Annotated in this window: 17 protein-coding genes; 10 read left to right on the top strand and 7 right to left on the bottom strand. The window is 73.3% G+C overall.

Annotated elements, in window-relative coordinates:
* Positions 1–12: 12 nt before the first annotated feature.
* Positions 13–636 carry a helix-turn-helix domain-containing protein gene (locus tag ABZW32_RS02945; protein ID WP_356210351.1) on the bottom strand — a complete coding sequence of 208 codons (624 nt, stop codon included), beginning with the start codon at positions 634–636 and terminating at the stop codon, positions 13–15.
* Positions 637–928: 292 nt separating this feature from the next.
* On the opposite strand from ABZW32_RS02945, the gene ABZW32_RS02940 reads away from it, so the two are divergent.
* Positions 929–1,690: an SDR family NAD(P)-dependent oxidoreductase gene (locus ABZW32_RS02940; RefSeq protein WP_356210348.1), complete on the top strand. Its 762-nt coding sequence runs from the start codon at positions 929–931 to the stop codon at positions 1,688–1,690.
* A gap of 24 nt (positions 1,691–1,714) precedes the next feature.
* Here ABZW32_RS02940 and ABZW32_RS02935 read toward each other — a convergent pair whose 3' ends face one another.
* Positions 1,715–2,650, bottom strand: a complete 936-nt coding sequence (locus ABZW32_RS02935; RefSeq protein ID WP_356210345.1) for a M56 family metallopeptidase — start codon at positions 2,648–2,650, stop codon at positions 1,715–1,717.
* Positions 2,651–2,742: 92 nt separating this feature from the next.
* Positions 2,743–3,333 carry a DUF5134 domain-containing protein gene (locus ABZW32_RS02930; RefSeq protein ID WP_356210342.1) on the bottom strand — a complete coding sequence of 197 codons (591 nt, stop codon included), beginning with the start codon at positions 3,331–3,333 and terminating at the stop codon, positions 2,743–2,745.
* 160 nt (positions 3,334–3,493) lie between these two features.
* On the opposite strand from ABZW32_RS02930, the gene ABZW32_RS02925 reads away from it, so the two are divergent.
* Entirely contained in the window at positions 3,494–4,033 is a 540-nt protein-coding gene (locus ABZW32_RS02925) for a GNAT family N-acetyltransferase (protein ID WP_356210339.1), read from the top strand.
* Between the two features lie 45 nt (positions 4,034–4,078).
* Here the strand turns inward: ABZW32_RS02925 and ABZW32_RS02920 are convergent, their stop codons facing one another.
* Both ABZW32_RS02920 and ABZW32_RS02915 read right to left on the bottom strand, forming a co-directional pair.
* Positions 4,079–4,762, bottom strand: coding sequence for a glycerophosphodiester phosphodiesterase family protein (locus ABZW32_RS02920; RefSeq protein WP_356210336.1), 684 nt, complete (start codon positions 4,760–4,762; stop codon positions 4,079–4,081).
* A 190-nt stretch (positions 4,763–4,952) separates the two neighbouring features.
* On the bottom strand, positions 4,953–5,597 hold the full coding sequence (locus tag ABZW32_RS02915) for a PadR family transcriptional regulator (protein WP_356210333.1): 645 nt from the start codon (positions 5,595–5,597) through the stop codon (positions 4,953–4,955).
* Between the two features lie 49 nt (positions 5,598–5,646).
* Between ABZW32_RS02915 and ABZW32_RS02910 the strand changes: the two genes are divergently transcribed.
* From ABZW32_RS02910 to ABZW32_RS02890, 5 genes are all read left to right on the top strand, one after another.
* Positions 5,647–6,801 (top strand): LLM class flavin-dependent oxidoreductase, encoded by a 1,155-nt coding sequence (locus tag ABZW32_RS02910; protein ID WP_356210330.1) that lies wholly within the window; start codon positions 5,647–5,649, stop codon positions 6,799–6,801.
* A 210-nt stretch (positions 6,802–7,011) separates the two neighbouring features.
* Positions 7,012–8,418: a DUF6421 family protein gene (locus ABZW32_RS02905; RefSeq protein ID WP_356210327.1), complete on the top strand. Its 1,407-nt coding sequence runs from the start codon at positions 7,012–7,014 to the stop codon at positions 8,416–8,418.
* A gap of 26 nt (positions 8,419–8,444) precedes the next feature.
* Positions 8,445–9,206, top strand: a complete 762-nt coding sequence (locus ABZW32_RS02900) for an SDR family NAD(P)-dependent oxidoreductase (RefSeq protein WP_356210324.1) — start codon at positions 8,445–8,447, stop codon at positions 9,204–9,206.
* On the top strand, positions 9,185–10,279 hold the full coding sequence (locus ABZW32_RS02895; RefSeq protein ID WP_356210321.1) for a low specificity L-threonine aldolase: 1,095 nt from the start codon (positions 9,185–9,187) through the stop codon (positions 10,277–10,279). The genes ABZW32_RS02900 and ABZW32_RS02895 overlap by 22 nt, the downstream gene beginning before the upstream one ends.
* Positions 10,280–10,365: 86 nt before the next feature.
* Positions 10,366–10,965 carry a transglutaminase family protein gene (locus ABZW32_RS02890; protein WP_356210318.1) on the top strand — a complete coding sequence of 200 codons (600 nt, stop codon included), beginning with the start codon at positions 10,366–10,368 and terminating at the stop codon, positions 10,963–10,965.
* On the opposite strand, the gene ABZW32_RS02885 is transcribed toward ABZW32_RS02890, so the two are convergent.
* Both ABZW32_RS02885 and ABZW32_RS02880 read right to left on the bottom strand, forming a co-directional pair.
* Positions 10,901–12,175: an MFS transporter gene (locus ABZW32_RS02885; RefSeq protein WP_356210315.1), complete on the bottom strand. Its 1,275-nt coding sequence runs from the start codon at positions 12,173–12,175 to the stop codon at positions 10,901–10,903. The genes ABZW32_RS02890 and ABZW32_RS02885 overlap by 65 nt on opposite strands.
* 215 nt (positions 12,176–12,390) lie before the next feature.
* Positions 12,391–13,113 carry a lysophospholipid acyltransferase family protein gene (locus ABZW32_RS02880; protein ID WP_030232819.1) on the bottom strand — a complete coding sequence of 241 codons (723 nt, stop codon included), beginning with the start codon at positions 13,111–13,113 and terminating at the stop codon, positions 12,391–12,393.
* Between the two features lie 216 nt (positions 13,114–13,329).
* On the opposite strand from ABZW32_RS02880, the gene ABZW32_RS02875 reads away from it, so the two are divergent.
* The 3 genes from ABZW32_RS02875 (at position 13,330) to ABZW32_RS02865 (ending at position 14,543) form a co-directional block, all read left to right on the top strand.
* Entirely contained in the window at positions 13,330–13,677 is a 348-nt protein-coding gene (locus ABZW32_RS02875) for a thioredoxin family protein (protein ID WP_356210312.1), read from the top strand.
* Between the two features lie 98 nt (positions 13,678–13,775).
* Positions 13,776–13,856 (top strand): putative leader peptide, encoded by an 81-nt coding sequence (locus ABZW32_RS02870; protein WP_351032633.1) that lies wholly within the window; start codon positions 13,776–13,778, stop codon positions 13,854–13,856.
* A gap of 63 nt (positions 13,857–13,919) precedes the next feature.
* Complete coding sequence (locus tag ABZW32_RS02865) at positions 13,920–14,543, top strand: flavin reductase family protein (RefSeq protein ID WP_356210309.1); 624 nt, start codon at positions 13,920–13,922, stop codon at positions 14,541–14,543.
* Positions 14,544–14,723 lie beyond the last annotated feature (180 nt).

The following is a 14,723-nucleotide window of genomic DNA, read 5'->3' as shown; positions in this document are numbered from 1 at the left end:
CCCCGCCCGGAACTACCCGGGGAAGGTTCCGCCGGGCGGTCCGCCGTCCGGCGGGACGCCCAGCTCCCAGTCCAGCCCGTACCGCTGGAACAGCTCCGCCCGCAGCCGGGACGCGGGCATCGGCGCCCCCGGCAGCAGCACCGCCACCACGGCCCCCATCAGCAGCGCCCGCAGCAGCGGATAGTCCGTGTCCACGTCCCGCGAGCCGTACCGGACGACGGTGTCCCGCAGCAGTGCCGCGAGCCGCTGCTGCTCGGGGCACTGGATGAACCCGTCCGCCTGGAGGATCCCCGCCATGTGCGTGCGCATCAGCCGCGGCTGGTCACGGGCCAGCCCCAGGATCGCGTCGACGGCACGGGCGAGCCGCTCGCGGCCGTCGTCGCTGCGCGGCTCGCGCTCCAGCCCCGCCTCCAGCGTCAGGTGCATCAGCCGGTGCACGGCCGACTGCAGCAGCTGGCGCTTGCCGGGGAAGTAGTACGAGACCAGGCCGCGGGCCGCGCCCGCCCGGTCGGCGATGTCGCCGAGTTTGGTCGCCTCGTAGCCGCGTTCGGCGACCAGTTCGACCGTGGCCTGCAGCAGCCGCTCCCGGGAACGTCTGCGCAATTCTTCATTGACCGATGCGCTGCGCGGGGACATGCTTACTCCTGCGTTGACTGGCTCCGAGCCAATATACTCAGCGCGCGGGACCGTCTGCCCGGGGTGACGCGGGGGATCACCCCGGGCAGGCACCCCTTCCCCCTCTTTCTGCGTTCCCCTTCCTCCGCGCGCTCCGGCCGTCCTCCACCACGGCTCCAGCGGAACCCCTTCTTCCACGACGCCCTGCCGCCGTGCCGCCGCCCGCCGTGCCGCCCCCCGCCGGGCGGGCGACCGCGCACGGGCGCATTCTGGCCAGGTGGAGCGGTCTCCCGAGCCGGAGGAGGAAAGCGCCGTGGACGCGGTACTCGAAGGAACGGTCGCCCTGGTCACGGGCGCCTCCAGCGGCATCGGCGCCGCCACCGCCGAGGTCCTGGCGGGCCACGGCGCGGCCGTGGCGCTCGTCGCCCGGCGCGCCGACCGGCTGGACGAACTGGCCGCTCGCCTGCGCGCCGCCGGAGGGACCGCGCTCGTCATCGCCGCCGACATGGCGTTCGAGGCGCAGGTGCGCGAGGCCGTCGAGCGGACGGTCACGGAACTGGGACGGCTCGACACCCTCGTCAACAACGCCGGCCTGATGATCCTCGGGCCGGCCGCCGCCGCCACGACCGACGAGTGGCGGCGCATGGTCGACATCAACCTGACCGGACTGATGAACACCACCCATGCGGCCCTGCCCCACCTGGCCGCGGCCGCCGCCGACGGCTCCCGACGGGTCGCCGACGTCGTCAACGTGTCCTCGGTCGCCGGCCGCGTCGCCTTCGCCGGCAGCAGCGCCTACTGCGCCACCAAGTACGGGGTCGTCGCCTTCAGCGAGGCCCTGCGCCAGGAGACCGCCGGCCATCACGTCAGGGTGTCCGTCGTGGAGCCGGGCAGTGTGGACACCGAGCTGCGCGACCACAACAGCCCGGAGGTCCAGGAGGCGCTCACGCGCCGGTTCGGCGCGATCGAACGGCTCCGGGCCCGGGACGTCGCCGACACGATCGGCTACGTCGTCACCCGCCCCCGGCACGTGGCCGTGGCCGAGCTGCTGGTGCGTCCCACCGAGCAGGTCTGACCCCGGCCGCCCCCGGGCCCCGTCCTACGCCAGCGCGCTGAGCCCCGGTACGAAGGCCACCAGCAGCGGCACCGCGGGCACCAGGGTGGCCAGGGCCGTCAGCCGCAGCCGGCGGCCCGCCGAGAGACGGGGGACGGGCGTCAGCAGCCGGCGCACCCGCTGCGGTACGTGGGCCTGGGTCGGGCAGGGGCCGAAGACGCCCCGGTCCTCGTTCAGTCCGACCAGGGCCAGGGCCACCGTCAGGCGCCCGTAACGCCGCGAGGCCATGTCGTCGGCGGCCAGCTCCACCAGCCGGTGCATCTCCGCCTCGAACGCCGCGAACACCGGCACCTGCGGGAACCCCTGCGACAGCGCCCGCGAGCAGTGCAGCAGCCAGTCGTGCCGCGCCGTCACGTGACCCTGCTCGTGCGCGAGCACCGCGTCCAGCTGGCTGCCCTTGAGCCGGCCCAGCGCCGCGGTGGTCACCACCAGCCGGGGGGCGGCTCCCGGCTGCCACCAGGCCTCCGGACGCGGGCCCTCCAGGACCACCAGCTTCGTCGCCGCGGGGTCCTCGCCGGGCAACAGCGGGGCACGCAGCTCCAGTTCGGCCCCGCTCGTGCGCCGCAGGGTCCGCGCCCGCAGCACCTCCCGGGCCAGCATCGCCCCGGTCCACAGCCCTCCGCAGGCCAGCGCCAGGGCGGTCCCGGTGGCCCACGGCCCGCCCTCGGCCCCCAGCCCGTACGCGTCGACCACCCCGTGGGGCGCCGCCGCGAAGAGCCGGCCGCGCACCGCCTGCCAGGCGGCGGCCGCGCTGAGCAGCATCGACAGGGCCAGGCACAACAGGGTGGCACCCACCACGCACTGCCACGCCCACAGCGCGACGACGGGTTCACGCTCGGGCCATCGGGCCCGGGCCAGCAGGCGGGGCGCGAGGAACGCGGTCAGAGCGCCGAGCAGCAGAAGGGCGGCGGGGACCATCATGTCCGCCAGCCTATGAGCGGCGCACTTCCCGCGGGTACGGTCCCGGGTCATTGGTGACGCAGGACACGTCCGGCTCCCGCTCCGGCGGGGCGTCACATGATCAGCAGCATCGCCAACATCCCCGTCCCCATGGCGAGTCGGCAGGCCCGCGTGAGGTCGTCCACGCCGCTTCCCGCACCCCCGCCCCCGCCCGTCGCGGCCCCCGCCTTCGCCGCGCTCCCCGCCGCGGCCGGCAGCGCGCCGCCGCCCGCCGTCACCAGCCGGGCCCCGCCGAGCAGCACGTACCCGGCGTAGTAGACGAGCAGCGCACCCGTCACCAGCGGCAGCCCCGCCCGGCCGTGCCCGTGCTCCGGCCCGCCGCCGATCGTCAGCGCCATGTAGGCCATGGCCAGCGAGCCCACCAGGTGGTGCGCGTGGTGCACCCCGTCGCGCAGCAGCCACAGGGCGTGGACCGAGGCCGCGCAGAAGACCGCGAGCAGCAGCGGCGGCCCCCAGGGGCCGGTCCCCACGGGCACGGCCATCACCGCCATCCCCAGGCCCATCACCGCCTCGCCGCCGGCCGCCCCGCGCGCCCGCCGCTCCGCTCTGCGCGCCCGCAGCAGACAGTACGTACCGCTCGCGGCGCACAGCAGGACCAGCAGCCAGGCGCAGACGGCGGGGGCGGAGAAGGGGGAGAGGGGCATCGCGGGACCGTGCACGGCGGAACCTCCCGGTTCGTCGGCGTCACCGGAAGGGATGCCCGCCCGGCGGCCCTCTCACGCCGCGCTCACGACGCCCCGCGTTAGGCTCTCCCTGCCGCACCCGGCGCCCGCGCGCGCCGCCGTACCGAACGGAGCCCTCCCGATGCCGACCGCCCCCTCCGCAGCCCTGAGCTTCCGCAGCGCCGTGGACGCCGACGTACCGGAGCTGGTGGCTCTCGTCGAGTCCGCCTACCGGGGGGACGCGAGCCGGGCCGGCTGGACCACCGAGGCCGACTTCCTCGACGGGCAGCGCACCGACCCCGAGGGGGTCCGCGCGGTCATCGCCCAGCCGGACGCCGTCCTCCTCGTCGTCGAGCGGGCCGGCGAGCTGATCGCCTGCTGCCAGCTCGAACACCGTGGTGACCACGTCTACTTCGGCATGTTCGCCGTCCGCCCGGGTCTCCAGGGCGCAGGCCTCGGCAAGGAGATCATGGCGGAGGCCGAGCGCCGCGCCCGCGACACGTGGGACGCCAAGGAGATGCGGATGACGGTGGTCAACGTACGGGAGGAGCTCATCGCCTACTACGTGCGCCGCGGCTACGAGCGCACCGGCGAACTGAGCCCCTTCCCCTACGGCGACGAGCGCTTCGGCGTGCCGCTCCGCGACGACCTGGCCTTCGAGCTGCTCGTCAAGGCCCTCTGAGGACCAGCGCCGGGACCGCTCCGGCGTCGCGGCGCTTCCGGCCGCTCACGCGGTGAAGCGGCCCGTGCTGCGGATCTCCGGGAAGTCGGTGGCGGCGCCGTCCAGTTGCAGGGCCCGCGCCAGCCGCAGCTGGTCCAGCGTGTTGACCGTCCAGCCCGTCACCCGCAGTCCGGCCGTGTGCGCCGCCTCGACCGTCTCCAGGCAGATCCGGCGGATGTCGAGCGCGAGGGTGCGCGCCCCCGCCGCCCGGCCCAGGTCCACGACGCCCTCGCGGTGCCCGGCGACCCGCAGGACGGTGCGGACGCCCGGGGCCCGGTCGGCGACCGAGGCGAGGAGGCCACCGTCGGCGGAGGCCACCTCCACCCGCGAGGTCAGGTCCCGGCGCACGAGCAGCTCCGCGAGCGCCCGGGCGGAGCCCCGGTCGTGCACCGCCACCAGGAGCGGGGGCCGCACGGTGTCGAGCACCTCTTCGAGGACCGGTACGCGTTCGCCGTCGCCGGCGTCCAGCCCGCGCAGTTCGGCCAGGGTCAGGTCGGCGACGGCGCCCGAGCCGTCGGTGGTGCGGTCGACCTCGGCGTCGTGCAGGACGACGAGGGCGCCGTCCTTGCTGAGACGGACGTCCAGCGCGATCACGTCCATCCCGCAGCGTTCCGCACGGACGAACGACCGCACGGTGTTCTCCGGTTCGACGCCCATGACCCCGCGGTGACCGATGGTGAGGAAAGTCAAGGTTCTCTCGCTTCCGTCGACGGCGGCTCGGCGCGCGTTCACGGTGTCCCTTCCGGCCGCGCGCGGTGAGGTCGCATGCTAGTGCGCCGCGGTCACGAGGGGACCGGCCGTGCACGGCCTCGCGGAAGCCCTCCGGCCGCTTCCCGACAGGGCCGTGCGCGCCGGGCGGCGCCGGGGAGCCGCCGCCGCGTCACCCGGGCGTGGGCGAGTCCTCACCGGCTTGACGGACGGGGTCCGCGGGGGCCCCGGCCGCCAAGCCGACGGGCCGGGCCTGCGCGAGGTCCGCCAGCAGGGCCTCGGCCAGTTCCAGTTCGGCCAGGTGCTGGCGCTCGCTCCAGCGCAGGGCCAGCGCGGGGAAGGCCCACTCCGGAACCTCGGCCGCGTGCCCCATGGCCTCCCGTACGGCGGCCAGCTCGGCCAGCGTCCGGTCCATGTGCTCCTCCACCATCGCGCGCAGCCGCTCCGGCTCCGCCAGGTGCCCGAGCCAGACGCGCAGCAGCAGCCCGTGCTTGAGCACCGGCGGGCCGGCCTCGGCCGTGTCCGAGGCCCAGCCGGCCAGGGCGGCGCGCCCCGCGTCGGTGATGGCGTAGCGGCGCTTGGCGCGGGCCTCCTCGGGTCCCGAGCGCGCGGAGGCCGCGTAGCCGAGCTCCTCGAGCCGCCGCAGTTCCGCGTAGATCTGGCTGATGGCCGGCGACCAGTAGAAGAAGCGCAGGGAGGAGTCCGCCCACTTCTTCAGCTCGTACCCGGTGCGCTCCCCGGGGAAGGACAGCAGGCCGAGGACGGCCCACGCGGTCGGCGGGAGCTCTTGCTTGTTCGAGGTCTGACTACTAGTCATATTTCGAATAGAAGTGAGTCCGGGCAGTGGACGCGATCCTGGAGGCACCGTGATTTTCTCCGTCATCTTCGAAGCTCAGCTCGCCGACCCGACCGTGGAACGGGAGCACCAGGTGATCCGCGACTGCGTCGAGCAGGCGGTGCTCGCCGAACGCATGGGATTCGACCGGATCTGGGCCGTCGAGCACCACTCCTTGAAGTGGTACTCCCACCTGTCCGCCCCGGAGGTCTTCCTGAGTTTCGTCGCGGCCCGGACGCACACCATACGCATCGGGCACGGCGTCGTGTGCATGCCCTTCAACTTCAACCATCCGGTCCGGGTCGCCGAGCGCGCCGCCATGCTCGACCTGCTCTCCGGAGGCCGCCTGGACCTTGGTGCCGGGCGCGGTGGCACGGCGCAGGAGACCTCGCTCTGCGGGGTCGACCCGCTGCGCACCACGGCCGAGGTGGAAGAGGCGCTGCGGATCATCGGCAGGGCCTGGCAGGAGGAGGAGCTGGAGTACCACGGCCCGCTCGTGGACATCGACCCGCACCCGATCCTGCCGCGCCCGGCCCAGAGGCCGCACCCGCCGCTCTTCCTCGCGTGCAGCCGGGGCGAGACCCTGGTGCGGGCCGCCGAGCTGGGGGTCGGGGCGCTGGTGATGGGCTTCGCCGGGCCGGAGGCCGTCGCGGGGATGCGGGCCGTGTACGACGGGGCGCGCGAGGCCCGGGACGGCAGTGCGTTCGTCTCGACCGTCGTCAACGACCACTTCTCCGTGCTCTGCCCGACGATCGTGCTCGACGACCCCGAGGAGGCCCGGCGGATCGGGGTGCGGGGCCAGCGCTTCTTCGCCCAGTCCATCGGCCACTGGTACGGGGGCGCCGGCGTCCCGGACGAGGCGGTGGAGGAGGGTGGTGACGAGGAGGCCCGGATGCGCGGGGCCGCCGAGCAGGTCGTCGCCCGGCTGCACGAGCTGGACATCCCGGTCCGGCCCAACGCCACCGCCACCTTCAACGCCGAACACGCCTACGGAAGCGCCGACGGGGCCATCGCGTACGTCGAGCGGCTGAGGCGGGCGGGCGCCGACGAGGTGATGTGCCTGATCCAGATGGGCACGGTGCCGCAGGAGGCCTGTCTGGAGACCATCCGGCAGTGGGGGGAGAAGGTGATCCCGCACTTCACGGGCAAAACGGGCGCCCGGGGCCCCTCCGTCTGGGGTGTGTGAGGTATTCGACCGGCGGCGCTCCAGGAGCCCTGGATGCCCCTTCGAGCCCTGGAGTCCCTAGGCGGAGTGGTGGCCTCCACCCATACGAACGGGAAGAATTTCGGTGGAGAAGGGGGTCGGGCAGGATAATTTCCCGCATTCCCTCTTGAGTGGGAGAGCCTCACATGCATACGCTGTCTTGACGTGAGGTTCTCCTGTGGAGGAAGTGACATGACGGAAACTCTTGTGCCGGGTGCCGGCGGTGCCGTGATAACCGCTGGGACGCGGGTGGTCGACCACCCTGCGTGGCCCGCGCTCAAGGCCGCCGTGGAGGAGATCCGCCCCTGGCAGTCCAAGGACGGTTCGATCGACTTCGAGGCGGCCGGAGCCCCCGCCCCCGTCGATGTCGAGGCCGCCGTGGAGCGGGCCGTCGACGCCGTTCAGACGCTGTCCCCGCTGCTGCCGCACGCCGCCGCGTACCACCGCGCCCTCGTCGCCGACCTGCGCAAGTGGGTCGCGGACGGCTTCAAGGTGCCGGACTTCCTGGACTCCCTGCTGGCCTTCCACCCGGCCGCCGAGCGCGCCGACGGGCTCCAGCACCTCGTCGTCTTCCCCATGTACACGCAGAACGGCAACCTCGACCGCAACTTCGAGGCCGTCGTCCTGAAGATGGTGTGGCCCGAGTGGCTCTCCGAGCTGGAGCGCACCCGGTACGACAACCCGCTGTTCCTCGGCATCACCTTCGAGGACTTCACCCCGGGCTACGACACCCACTCCGCCGTGCTCTTCCCGGAGACCATCGCCGTCCGCGAGGCCCCCGAGCGCTTCACCTGGGGCGGCATCTTCTGCGACCGCGAGGCCGCCCGCTACCGCAAGGTGACCGAGGCCGCCGTCGACATCCTGGGCATCGAGCTGCCCGAGGACATCGCGCGCATGGTCGAGGACCAGGAGCGCTGCGAGAAGGCCTTCGTCCTGTGGGACATGGTCCACGACCGCACCCACAGCCACGGCGACCTGCCGTTCGACCCCTTCATGATCAAGCAGCGCCAGCCGTTCTGGATGTACGGCCTGGAGGAGCTGCGCTGCGACCTCACCGCCTTCAAGGAGGCCGTGAAGCTGGAGTCCGAGGGCAACGAGCACGGCCGTGACGTCCAGTACGCCGTCCTCTTCGACCGGATGTTCCGCTTCCCGGTGTCGGGCGACCGCAACCGCAACTACGACGGTCTCGGCGGCCAGCTGCTCTTCGCGTACCTCCACAAGCACGACGTCGTGCGCTGGACGGACAACAAGCTGAAGATCGACTGGATGCGGGCCCCGCAGGTCACCAACCAGCTGTGCGCCGAGATCGAGGACCTCTACCGGGCCGGCATCGACCGCCCGAAGCTCGTCCACTGGTTCAAGGCGTACGAGCTCGTCTCCACCTACCTCGCCCCGCACCCGGGCTCCAAGTGGGCCAAGGGTGCCGACGCCCTCGACCTGACGCAGCCGCCGCGCAAGCTCGTCGACGACGTGCTCGCGGACGAGTTTCCGCTCAGCATGTTCTATGAGGCCCTCGCCAAGAAGCTCAAGGGTGTGATCGCCTCGACCAAGGGCATCACCGCCCTGAACGCCGCAACGGCCGAGCGGGCCGACGCGTGAGCACTCGCCCTCAGGAGGCTGAACGGATGAACGGCTCCGGGAACGGCAACGGCGCGCTGCGCGGAGCGGTGGTGGCCGTCGCCGGCGCCGCCGGCCCCGCCGGCCGCGCCACCCTGCTCCGCCTGGCCGAGGCGGGCGCCACCGTGGTCGCCGCCGACGCGGACGCGGCACGGCTCGCGGAGGCCGTCGACGCGGCGCGCTACGCCCACGGCGGCGCGACCGTCACCGGTGACACCGTCGACCTGCTCGACCTGGCGGCCACCAAGGCCTGGGCCGAGCGCACGGAGAAGGAGTTCGGCCGGATCGACGGCGTCGTCCACCTGGTCGGCGGCTGGCGCGGCAGCAAGACCTTCACCGACGTGGACCTCGCGGACTGGGACTTCCTGGAGAAGCTCCTGATCCGCACCGTCCAGCACACCTCGCTGGCCTTCCACGACGGCCTGCTGCGCAGCGACCGCGGCCGCTACGTGCTGATCAGCCAGTCCGGAGCGCACAAGCCGGTCGCCAACAACGCCGCGTACAACGCGGGCAAGGCGGCCGCCGAGGCCTGGACCCTCGCCATGGCGGATTCCTTCCGCAAGGCCGGGGGTGAGGACGGTCCGAGCGCGGCGGCTGCGATCCTGGTCATCAAGGCACTGGTGCACGACGCGATGCGCGCCGAGCGTCCCAATGCGAAGTTCGCGGGCTTCACCGACGTCAAGGAGCTGGCCGAGGCCATCGCCGGCGTGTGGGAGCGGCCCGCCTCCGAAGTGAACGGACAGCGTCTGTGGCTCACCCCGCAACCGTGAGGACCGAGACCGGCAAGACCGACGCCCGGCGTCACCACGACCCGGCCGTGCGCGGATTCGCCAGCGACAACTATGCGGGCGTGCACCCCGAGGTGCTCGCCGCCGTCGCGCTCGCCAACGGTGGCCACCAGGTCTCCTACGGCGAGGACGAGTACACCGAACACCTGCAGAAGATCTTCCGCAGCCACTTCGGGCCGACCGCGCAGGCCTTCCCGGTCTTCAACGGCACGGGTGCCAACGTCACCGCCCTCCAGGCCATGACCGACCGCTGGGGCGCGGTGATCTGCGCCAAGAGCGCCCACATCAACGTGGACGAGGGCGGCGCGCCCGAGCGGATGGCGGGCATCAAGCTGCTCGCCGTACCGACGCCGGACGGAAAGCTCACCCCGGAGCTGATCGACCAGGAGGCCTGGGGCTTCGAGGACGAGCACCGGGCGATGCCGCAGGTCGTCTCGATCACGCAGAACACCGAGCTCGGCACGGTCTACACCCCGGACGAGATCAGGGCGATCTGCGAGCACGCGCACGGCCTCGGCATGAAGGTGCACCTCGACGGTGCCCGGATAGCCAACGCCGCGGCCTCGCTCGACGTACCGATGCGCACCTTCACCAACGCGGTCGGGGTGGACGTGCTGTCGTACGGCGGCACGAAGAACGGCATGATGTTCGGCGAGGCCGTGGTGGTGCTGAACCCGGACTCGGTCCGGCAGATGAAGCACATCCGCAAGATGTCGATGCAGCTCGCCTCCAAGATGCGGTTCGTCTCGGTGCAGCTGGAAGCGCTGCTCGCGAAGGACCTGTGGCTGCGCAACGCCCGCCACGGCAACGCGATGGCGCAGCGGCTCGCGGCCGGTGTGCGCGAGACCGACGGGGTGGAGATCCTCTACCCGGTGCAGGCCAACGCCGTCTTCGCGCGGCTGCCGCACGAGGTCACGCGCCGGCTCCAGCAGCGCTACCGCTTCTACTTCTGGGACGAGGCGGCCGGTGACGTCCGCTGGATGTGCGGCTTCGACACCCAGGAGGAGGACGTGGACGGCTTCCTCCAGGCCCTCAAGGAGGAGCTGGCCCGATAGCCACCTCCTCATAGAGAACTGAATATGTATGCCTCCGACCGCAAATCCATTGATGTGCGGTCGGAGGCATGCCTATGCTCCAGATCATGGAACTCATCCAGCAGAACCCGGACATCAACGCCTACTTGGCGTCCGACGAAGCCATCGACCACGGGCATCCCCTGGTGCAGGAAACCGCCGACGCCCTCTGGACCGCCACCGGCGATGCATACTCATACGCCGAAGCCGCCTTCGAGTTCGTCCGCGACACGATCCCGCACTCCGCCGACTCCGGGGACGCGCGGGTCTCCTGGCGCGCCTCCGACGTACTGGGCACGCGCAACGGCATCTGCCACGCCAAAGCCCACGCCCTCGTCGCCCTGCTGCGCGCCCGGGGGATCCCCGCGGCCCTCTGCTACCAGCTGCTCGCCGACGACGACGGCTCCCGTACGGTGGTCCACGGCCTGGTGGCCCTGCGGCTGCCCGGCGCCGAACGCTGGGCCCGCGTCGACCCGCGCGGCAACAAGCCCGGTGTCGACGCCCGGTTCACCCTCGACCACGAACGACTCGCCTTCCCCGTACGCCCGGAACTCGGCGAGGCCGACCACCCCGAGCTCCACGCCGCCCCACACCCCGCCGCGCTCAAGGCCCTCCAGGAGTCCGCCGACCGGCAGGAGCTGTGGCGGAAGCTGCCGGCCGCCCTGTAGCCGGGACCCGCGCCACCCGCCCGCGCGCCGACACCAGCAGGTGCAGCGCGGCGGCCGCGAGCTGCAGCACGGCGATCCCGAGCAGCAGCGTCCACGGAGGCGCACCGGCGGCCAGCCCGACCAGGGCGGCGCCCGTCGAAGCCGCCGTCACCTTCAGTCCCGCCCCCAGGGTGAACACCTGGGCCCGCACCGCGCCCGGGGCGTGCTCCGAGCGGATCCGCAGCGTGGCCGTCAGCAGCGGCCCGTCGCACACCCCCGCCGCCGCGAACGCGGCCGCCGTCAGCGCGACCGACGGCGCGAACGCCGCCACCCCGAGGGCGGCCCCCGTCCCCGCCATGGCCCAGCGGGCCAGCCGTCCGGGCGCCACCGACGTCATCCGGCCCAGCGTCAGCGACCCGGCCAGCGCGCCCACCGCGAAGGCCGTCATCAACACCCCGCCCGCGCCCGGCCTGCCGAGCCCGCGGGCCAGCAGCACCGAGGTGGTGGTCAGCGCCCCGACACCGACGAAGGCCAGCGTCGTCGCCGAGGTGATCGCCCGCAGTTCCCGGACCCGCCACAGCGTGGCCAGCCCCGCGCCCAGACCGGCCCGGGGCGCCTTGCCCGGCGGGCCCGCGCCCCGGTCCTCGTGGGCCTCCCCCCGCGGGCTCCCGCCCGGGTCCCCGTACGGCAGGGAGGCGGCCAGCGCCGCCGCCAGTGCCGCGGAGAGCGCCAGCACCCCCATCGCGGGGCCCGCCGAGACCATCGCCCCGGCCAGGCCGACCGCCGCCGGGGCCGTGACCGAGGCCGCGTTGTACGTGGAGGCGTCCCAGGCGTACGCCCGGTCGCGCCCCGGGCCCTCCGGAACCAGCCCCGCCACCAGGCTCGACAGCCCGCCCGTCACCACCGGCCCGCAGGAACCGCCCAGTACCGCCACCGCCAGCACCACCGGCACCGGGGCCCGGCCCAGCAGCACCGCCAGCGCCGCGACGGCCGCCGTGAAACCGGCCAGCGCGCCCGCGTAGAACAGCCGGGGCCGTCGCGCCCGTGCCGCGGCGGCGCCCGCGAGCGGCGCGGCCAGCACGTGCGGGGCCATCCAGGCCGTCAGGACGAACGCCCCGTGCGCGGCGCTCCCCGTCCGCTCCAGGGCGAGCAGCACCACGCCCATGCCCATGCCCTCGGAGGCGAAGCGAGCGGCGAGCGCCGCTGCCAGATACCGCCCGAACCCGCCCACCGGCGAACCCCCTCCGCCTCCCGGTAACGTGCTGCGCGATCAGGACGTTACGCCGGACGGGTGGAGGGCGGAAGGATCCGCAGGGGGCCCGTCGCAGCGGAAGGATCCGCGGGGAGGGCCGTCGGGCTCGAACATCGACACGGGGAGTGACCCGGCCGACGGCGCGTGCGCGGCCGGAGCGCCCCCCCCGGTGGACCGCCCCCGCAGGGGGTGGGTCAGCCGGCTTCCTTGACCTGCGCCGCCGTCGGGGCCGTGCCGCCGAGGTGCGCGGGCAGCCACCAGGAGTCCTCGGGGCCCTTCGGCTTGGCCGGGTAGGCGGCCTGCGCGGCGTCCAGCAGCTCCTGCACGCGCTCGCGCAGGCGGCGCGTGATGGCGCCCGCGTACTGGTCGGCCGGGGCCTCCAGGGGCTCGCCGACGCGCATCGTCACCGGGATGTGGCTGCGCTTGAGGTCCTTGGGCCGGCCCTTGGTCCACAGCCGCTGGGTACCCCACAGCGCGACCGGGATCAGCGGGACACCGGCCTCCTGCGCCATGCGCGCGGCACCCGACTTGAAGCTCTTGAGGGTGAAGGACTGGGAGATCGTCGCCTCCGGGAACACCCCGATGATCTCGCCGGACCGCAGCGAGTCCAGCGCGTGCTGGTAGGCGGCCTCACCCTGCTTGCGGTCCACCGGGATGTGCTTCATCGCGCGCATCAGCGGGCCGGACACCTTGTGCCGGAACACCGACTCCTTGGCCATGAAGCGGACCAGGCGCTTCTGCGGCCGCGCGGTCAGGCCCGCGAAGATGAAGTCGAGGTACCCGATGTGGTTCGACACCAGGACCGCCCCGCCCTTGCGCGGGATGTTCTCGGTGCCCTTCATGTCGATGCGGATGTCCAGCGCACGGAAGAGGGTGTGCGCGGCGCCGATCACTGGGGGGTAGACGAGCTCAGCCATGGTGGGGAGACCCCGCTTTCTGCCTGGGGAGGTGCTCCCGGCCGGAAGTTACGGAAGCGTAGGTACGCGACCATGGGGATGGTGCCCCAAACACGGCGCGCTGGCCAGCTCAGACGCCCGTGCCCGGGGAGATTCTCGTCACGCGGGGAATGCGCGGCGCCGGACGGGTGCTGCGATCAGCGTACGTACATACGGACGGGGCGGACGGGAGCGGGCGTGCAGGGGCGCGAACAGGGTGGTCGGGACGCGGGCGGGCAGGGCCCGCTGGGCGTCGCCGAGCTGGGGCACGAGCCGGGGGAGCGGGCCAGTCTGGTCCAGTTCTCCAGCGCCTTCTGCCAGCCCTGCCGGGCCACCCGGCGGATCCTCTCCGAGGTCGCCGCCATGGTCGACGGGGTCGCGCACATCGAGATCGACGCCGAGCGGAACCTCCCCCTGGTGCGCGCCCTCGGCATCGAGAAGACCCCGACCGTGCTCGTCCTGGACTCCGCCGGGCGGATCGTCCGGCGTGCAGCGGGGATGCCGCGCAAGGCGGACGTGATCGCGGCCCTGGGGGCCGCGGTATGACGGGCGCGCCGGTCCGTGCGCCCGCACGCAGCGTGACGCGCCTGACATCTGACCGTCGCGGCTTGACTGTGTACACGTGAGATCGCCAGGCTGACGGCATGCGGTACGAACTCCTGCTTTACGGGCGGGTCCACGTGGACCTCGTCCGCTACGCGAGCGCGCGCTGTCGGGATCACTGAACGCCCCCGGCCCCCGATCCCTCGACTGCGCCCGCGATCCCCGCGGCAGAAGGAAGTCCTCCCATGACGGCCCCGACGCTCCCGACGGCCTCGTACGCACCTTTCACCCCTGACGCCTCCACCGCCTCCGGTGCCTCCGGCGGTGCGGACCGGGCGGCTCCCGCCGGGGCCGCCGACGGGTCCCCCGGTCCCGAGGGCGGCGCCGCCCGGCCCGGATCGCCGGAGCTGCTGCGTTCCGTCTTCCGCCGCCACGCCGCCGGGGTCGCCGTGATCACCGCGGAGTCCGGCGGCCGGCCCGCCGGATTCACCGCGACCTCGCTGAACTCCGTCTCGGCCGAACCGCCGCTGCTCTCGTTCACCATCGGCACCGGCTCCTCCAGCTGGCCCGCCGTACGGGACTGCGAGTACCTCGGCGTCCACATACTCGGCGAGCACCAGCAGGAGCTGGCCGGCCTCTTCGCGCGCAGCGGGGCGGACCGCTTCGGCCCCGGCACCGGCTGGGCCGCGGGGCCGCACGGCGTGCCGTTGCTCGACGGGGTGCTGGCGTGGCTGGTGTGCCGGGTGGTGGCCAGGGTGCCCGCCGGCGAACATCGTGTGATCATCGCGGAGGCGGTGGCCGGGGACCCGGCGGGCGAGGGCCGGCCGCTGCTGTACCACCAGGGACGCTTCAACGCGTTGCGCGACTGAATCGTCCCTGCTGGGGCGGGTTCGGGCGGCGTTGGCCAGATCACAGTTCAGTGGCCTTGCCTCTTGGAGGGACCCGCTGTGTACTGACGAGTAACATTCCCTTCGGAGCGCGGGCCGCCCCGACCGGGATCCGCCCCACAAGGCGCCTATGCTGCCTGCACAAGGCGGTACCAGTAAAAG

Source organism: Streptomyces sp. NPDC004667, assembly GCF_040609475.1.
GTDB lineage: Bacteria > Actinomycetota > Actinomycetes > Streptomycetales > Streptomycetaceae > Streptomyces.
The sequence above is the reverse complement of the archived record's forward strand: the minus strand, read 5'-3'. Positions and strand labels throughout refer to the sequence as shown.

Coding starts and splice junctions, on each gene's coding strand:
- ABZW32_RS02945 (WP_356210351.1), bottom strand. CDS start 636: ATGTCCCCGCGCAGCGCATCGGTCAATGAAGAATTGCGCAGACGTTCC.
- ABZW32_RS02935 (WP_356210345.1), bottom strand. CDS start 2,650: ATGATGGTCCCCGCCGCCCTTCTGCTGCTCGGCGCTCTGACCGCGTTC.
- ABZW32_RS02930 (WP_356210342.1), bottom strand. CDS start 3,333: ATGCCCCTCTCCCCCTTCTCCGCCCCCGCCGTCTGCGCCTGGCTGCTG.
- ABZW32_RS02925 (WP_356210339.1), top strand. CDS start 3,494: ATGCCGACCGCCCCCTCCGCAGCCCTGAGCTTCCGCAGCGCCGTGGAC.
- ABZW32_RS02915 (WP_356210333.1), bottom strand. CDS start 5,597: ATGACTAGTAGTCAGACCTCGAACAAGCAAGAGCTCCCGCCGACCGCG.
- ABZW32_RS02905 (WP_356210327.1), top strand. CDS start 7,012: ATGACGGAAACTCTTGTGCCGGGTGCCGGCGGTGCCGTGATAACCGCT.
- ABZW32_RS02900 (WP_356210324.1), top strand. CDS start 8,445: ATGAACGGCTCCGGGAACGGCAACGGCGCGCTGCGCGGAGCGGTGGTG.
- ABZW32_RS02890 (WP_356210318.1), top strand. CDS start 10,366: ATGGAACTCATCCAGCAGAACCCGGACATCAACGCCTACTTGGCGTCC.
- ABZW32_RS02880 (WP_030232819.1), bottom strand. CDS start 13,113: ATGGCTGAGCTCGTCTACCCCCCAGTGATCGGCGCCGCGCACACCCTC.
- ABZW32_RS02870 (WP_351032633.1), top strand. CDS start 13,776: ATGCGGTACGAACTCCTGCTTTACGGGCGGGTCCACGTGGACCTCGTC.
- ABZW32_RS02865 (WP_356210309.1), top strand. CDS start 13,920: ATGACGGCCCCGACGCTCCCGACGGCCTCGTACGCACCTTTCACCCCT.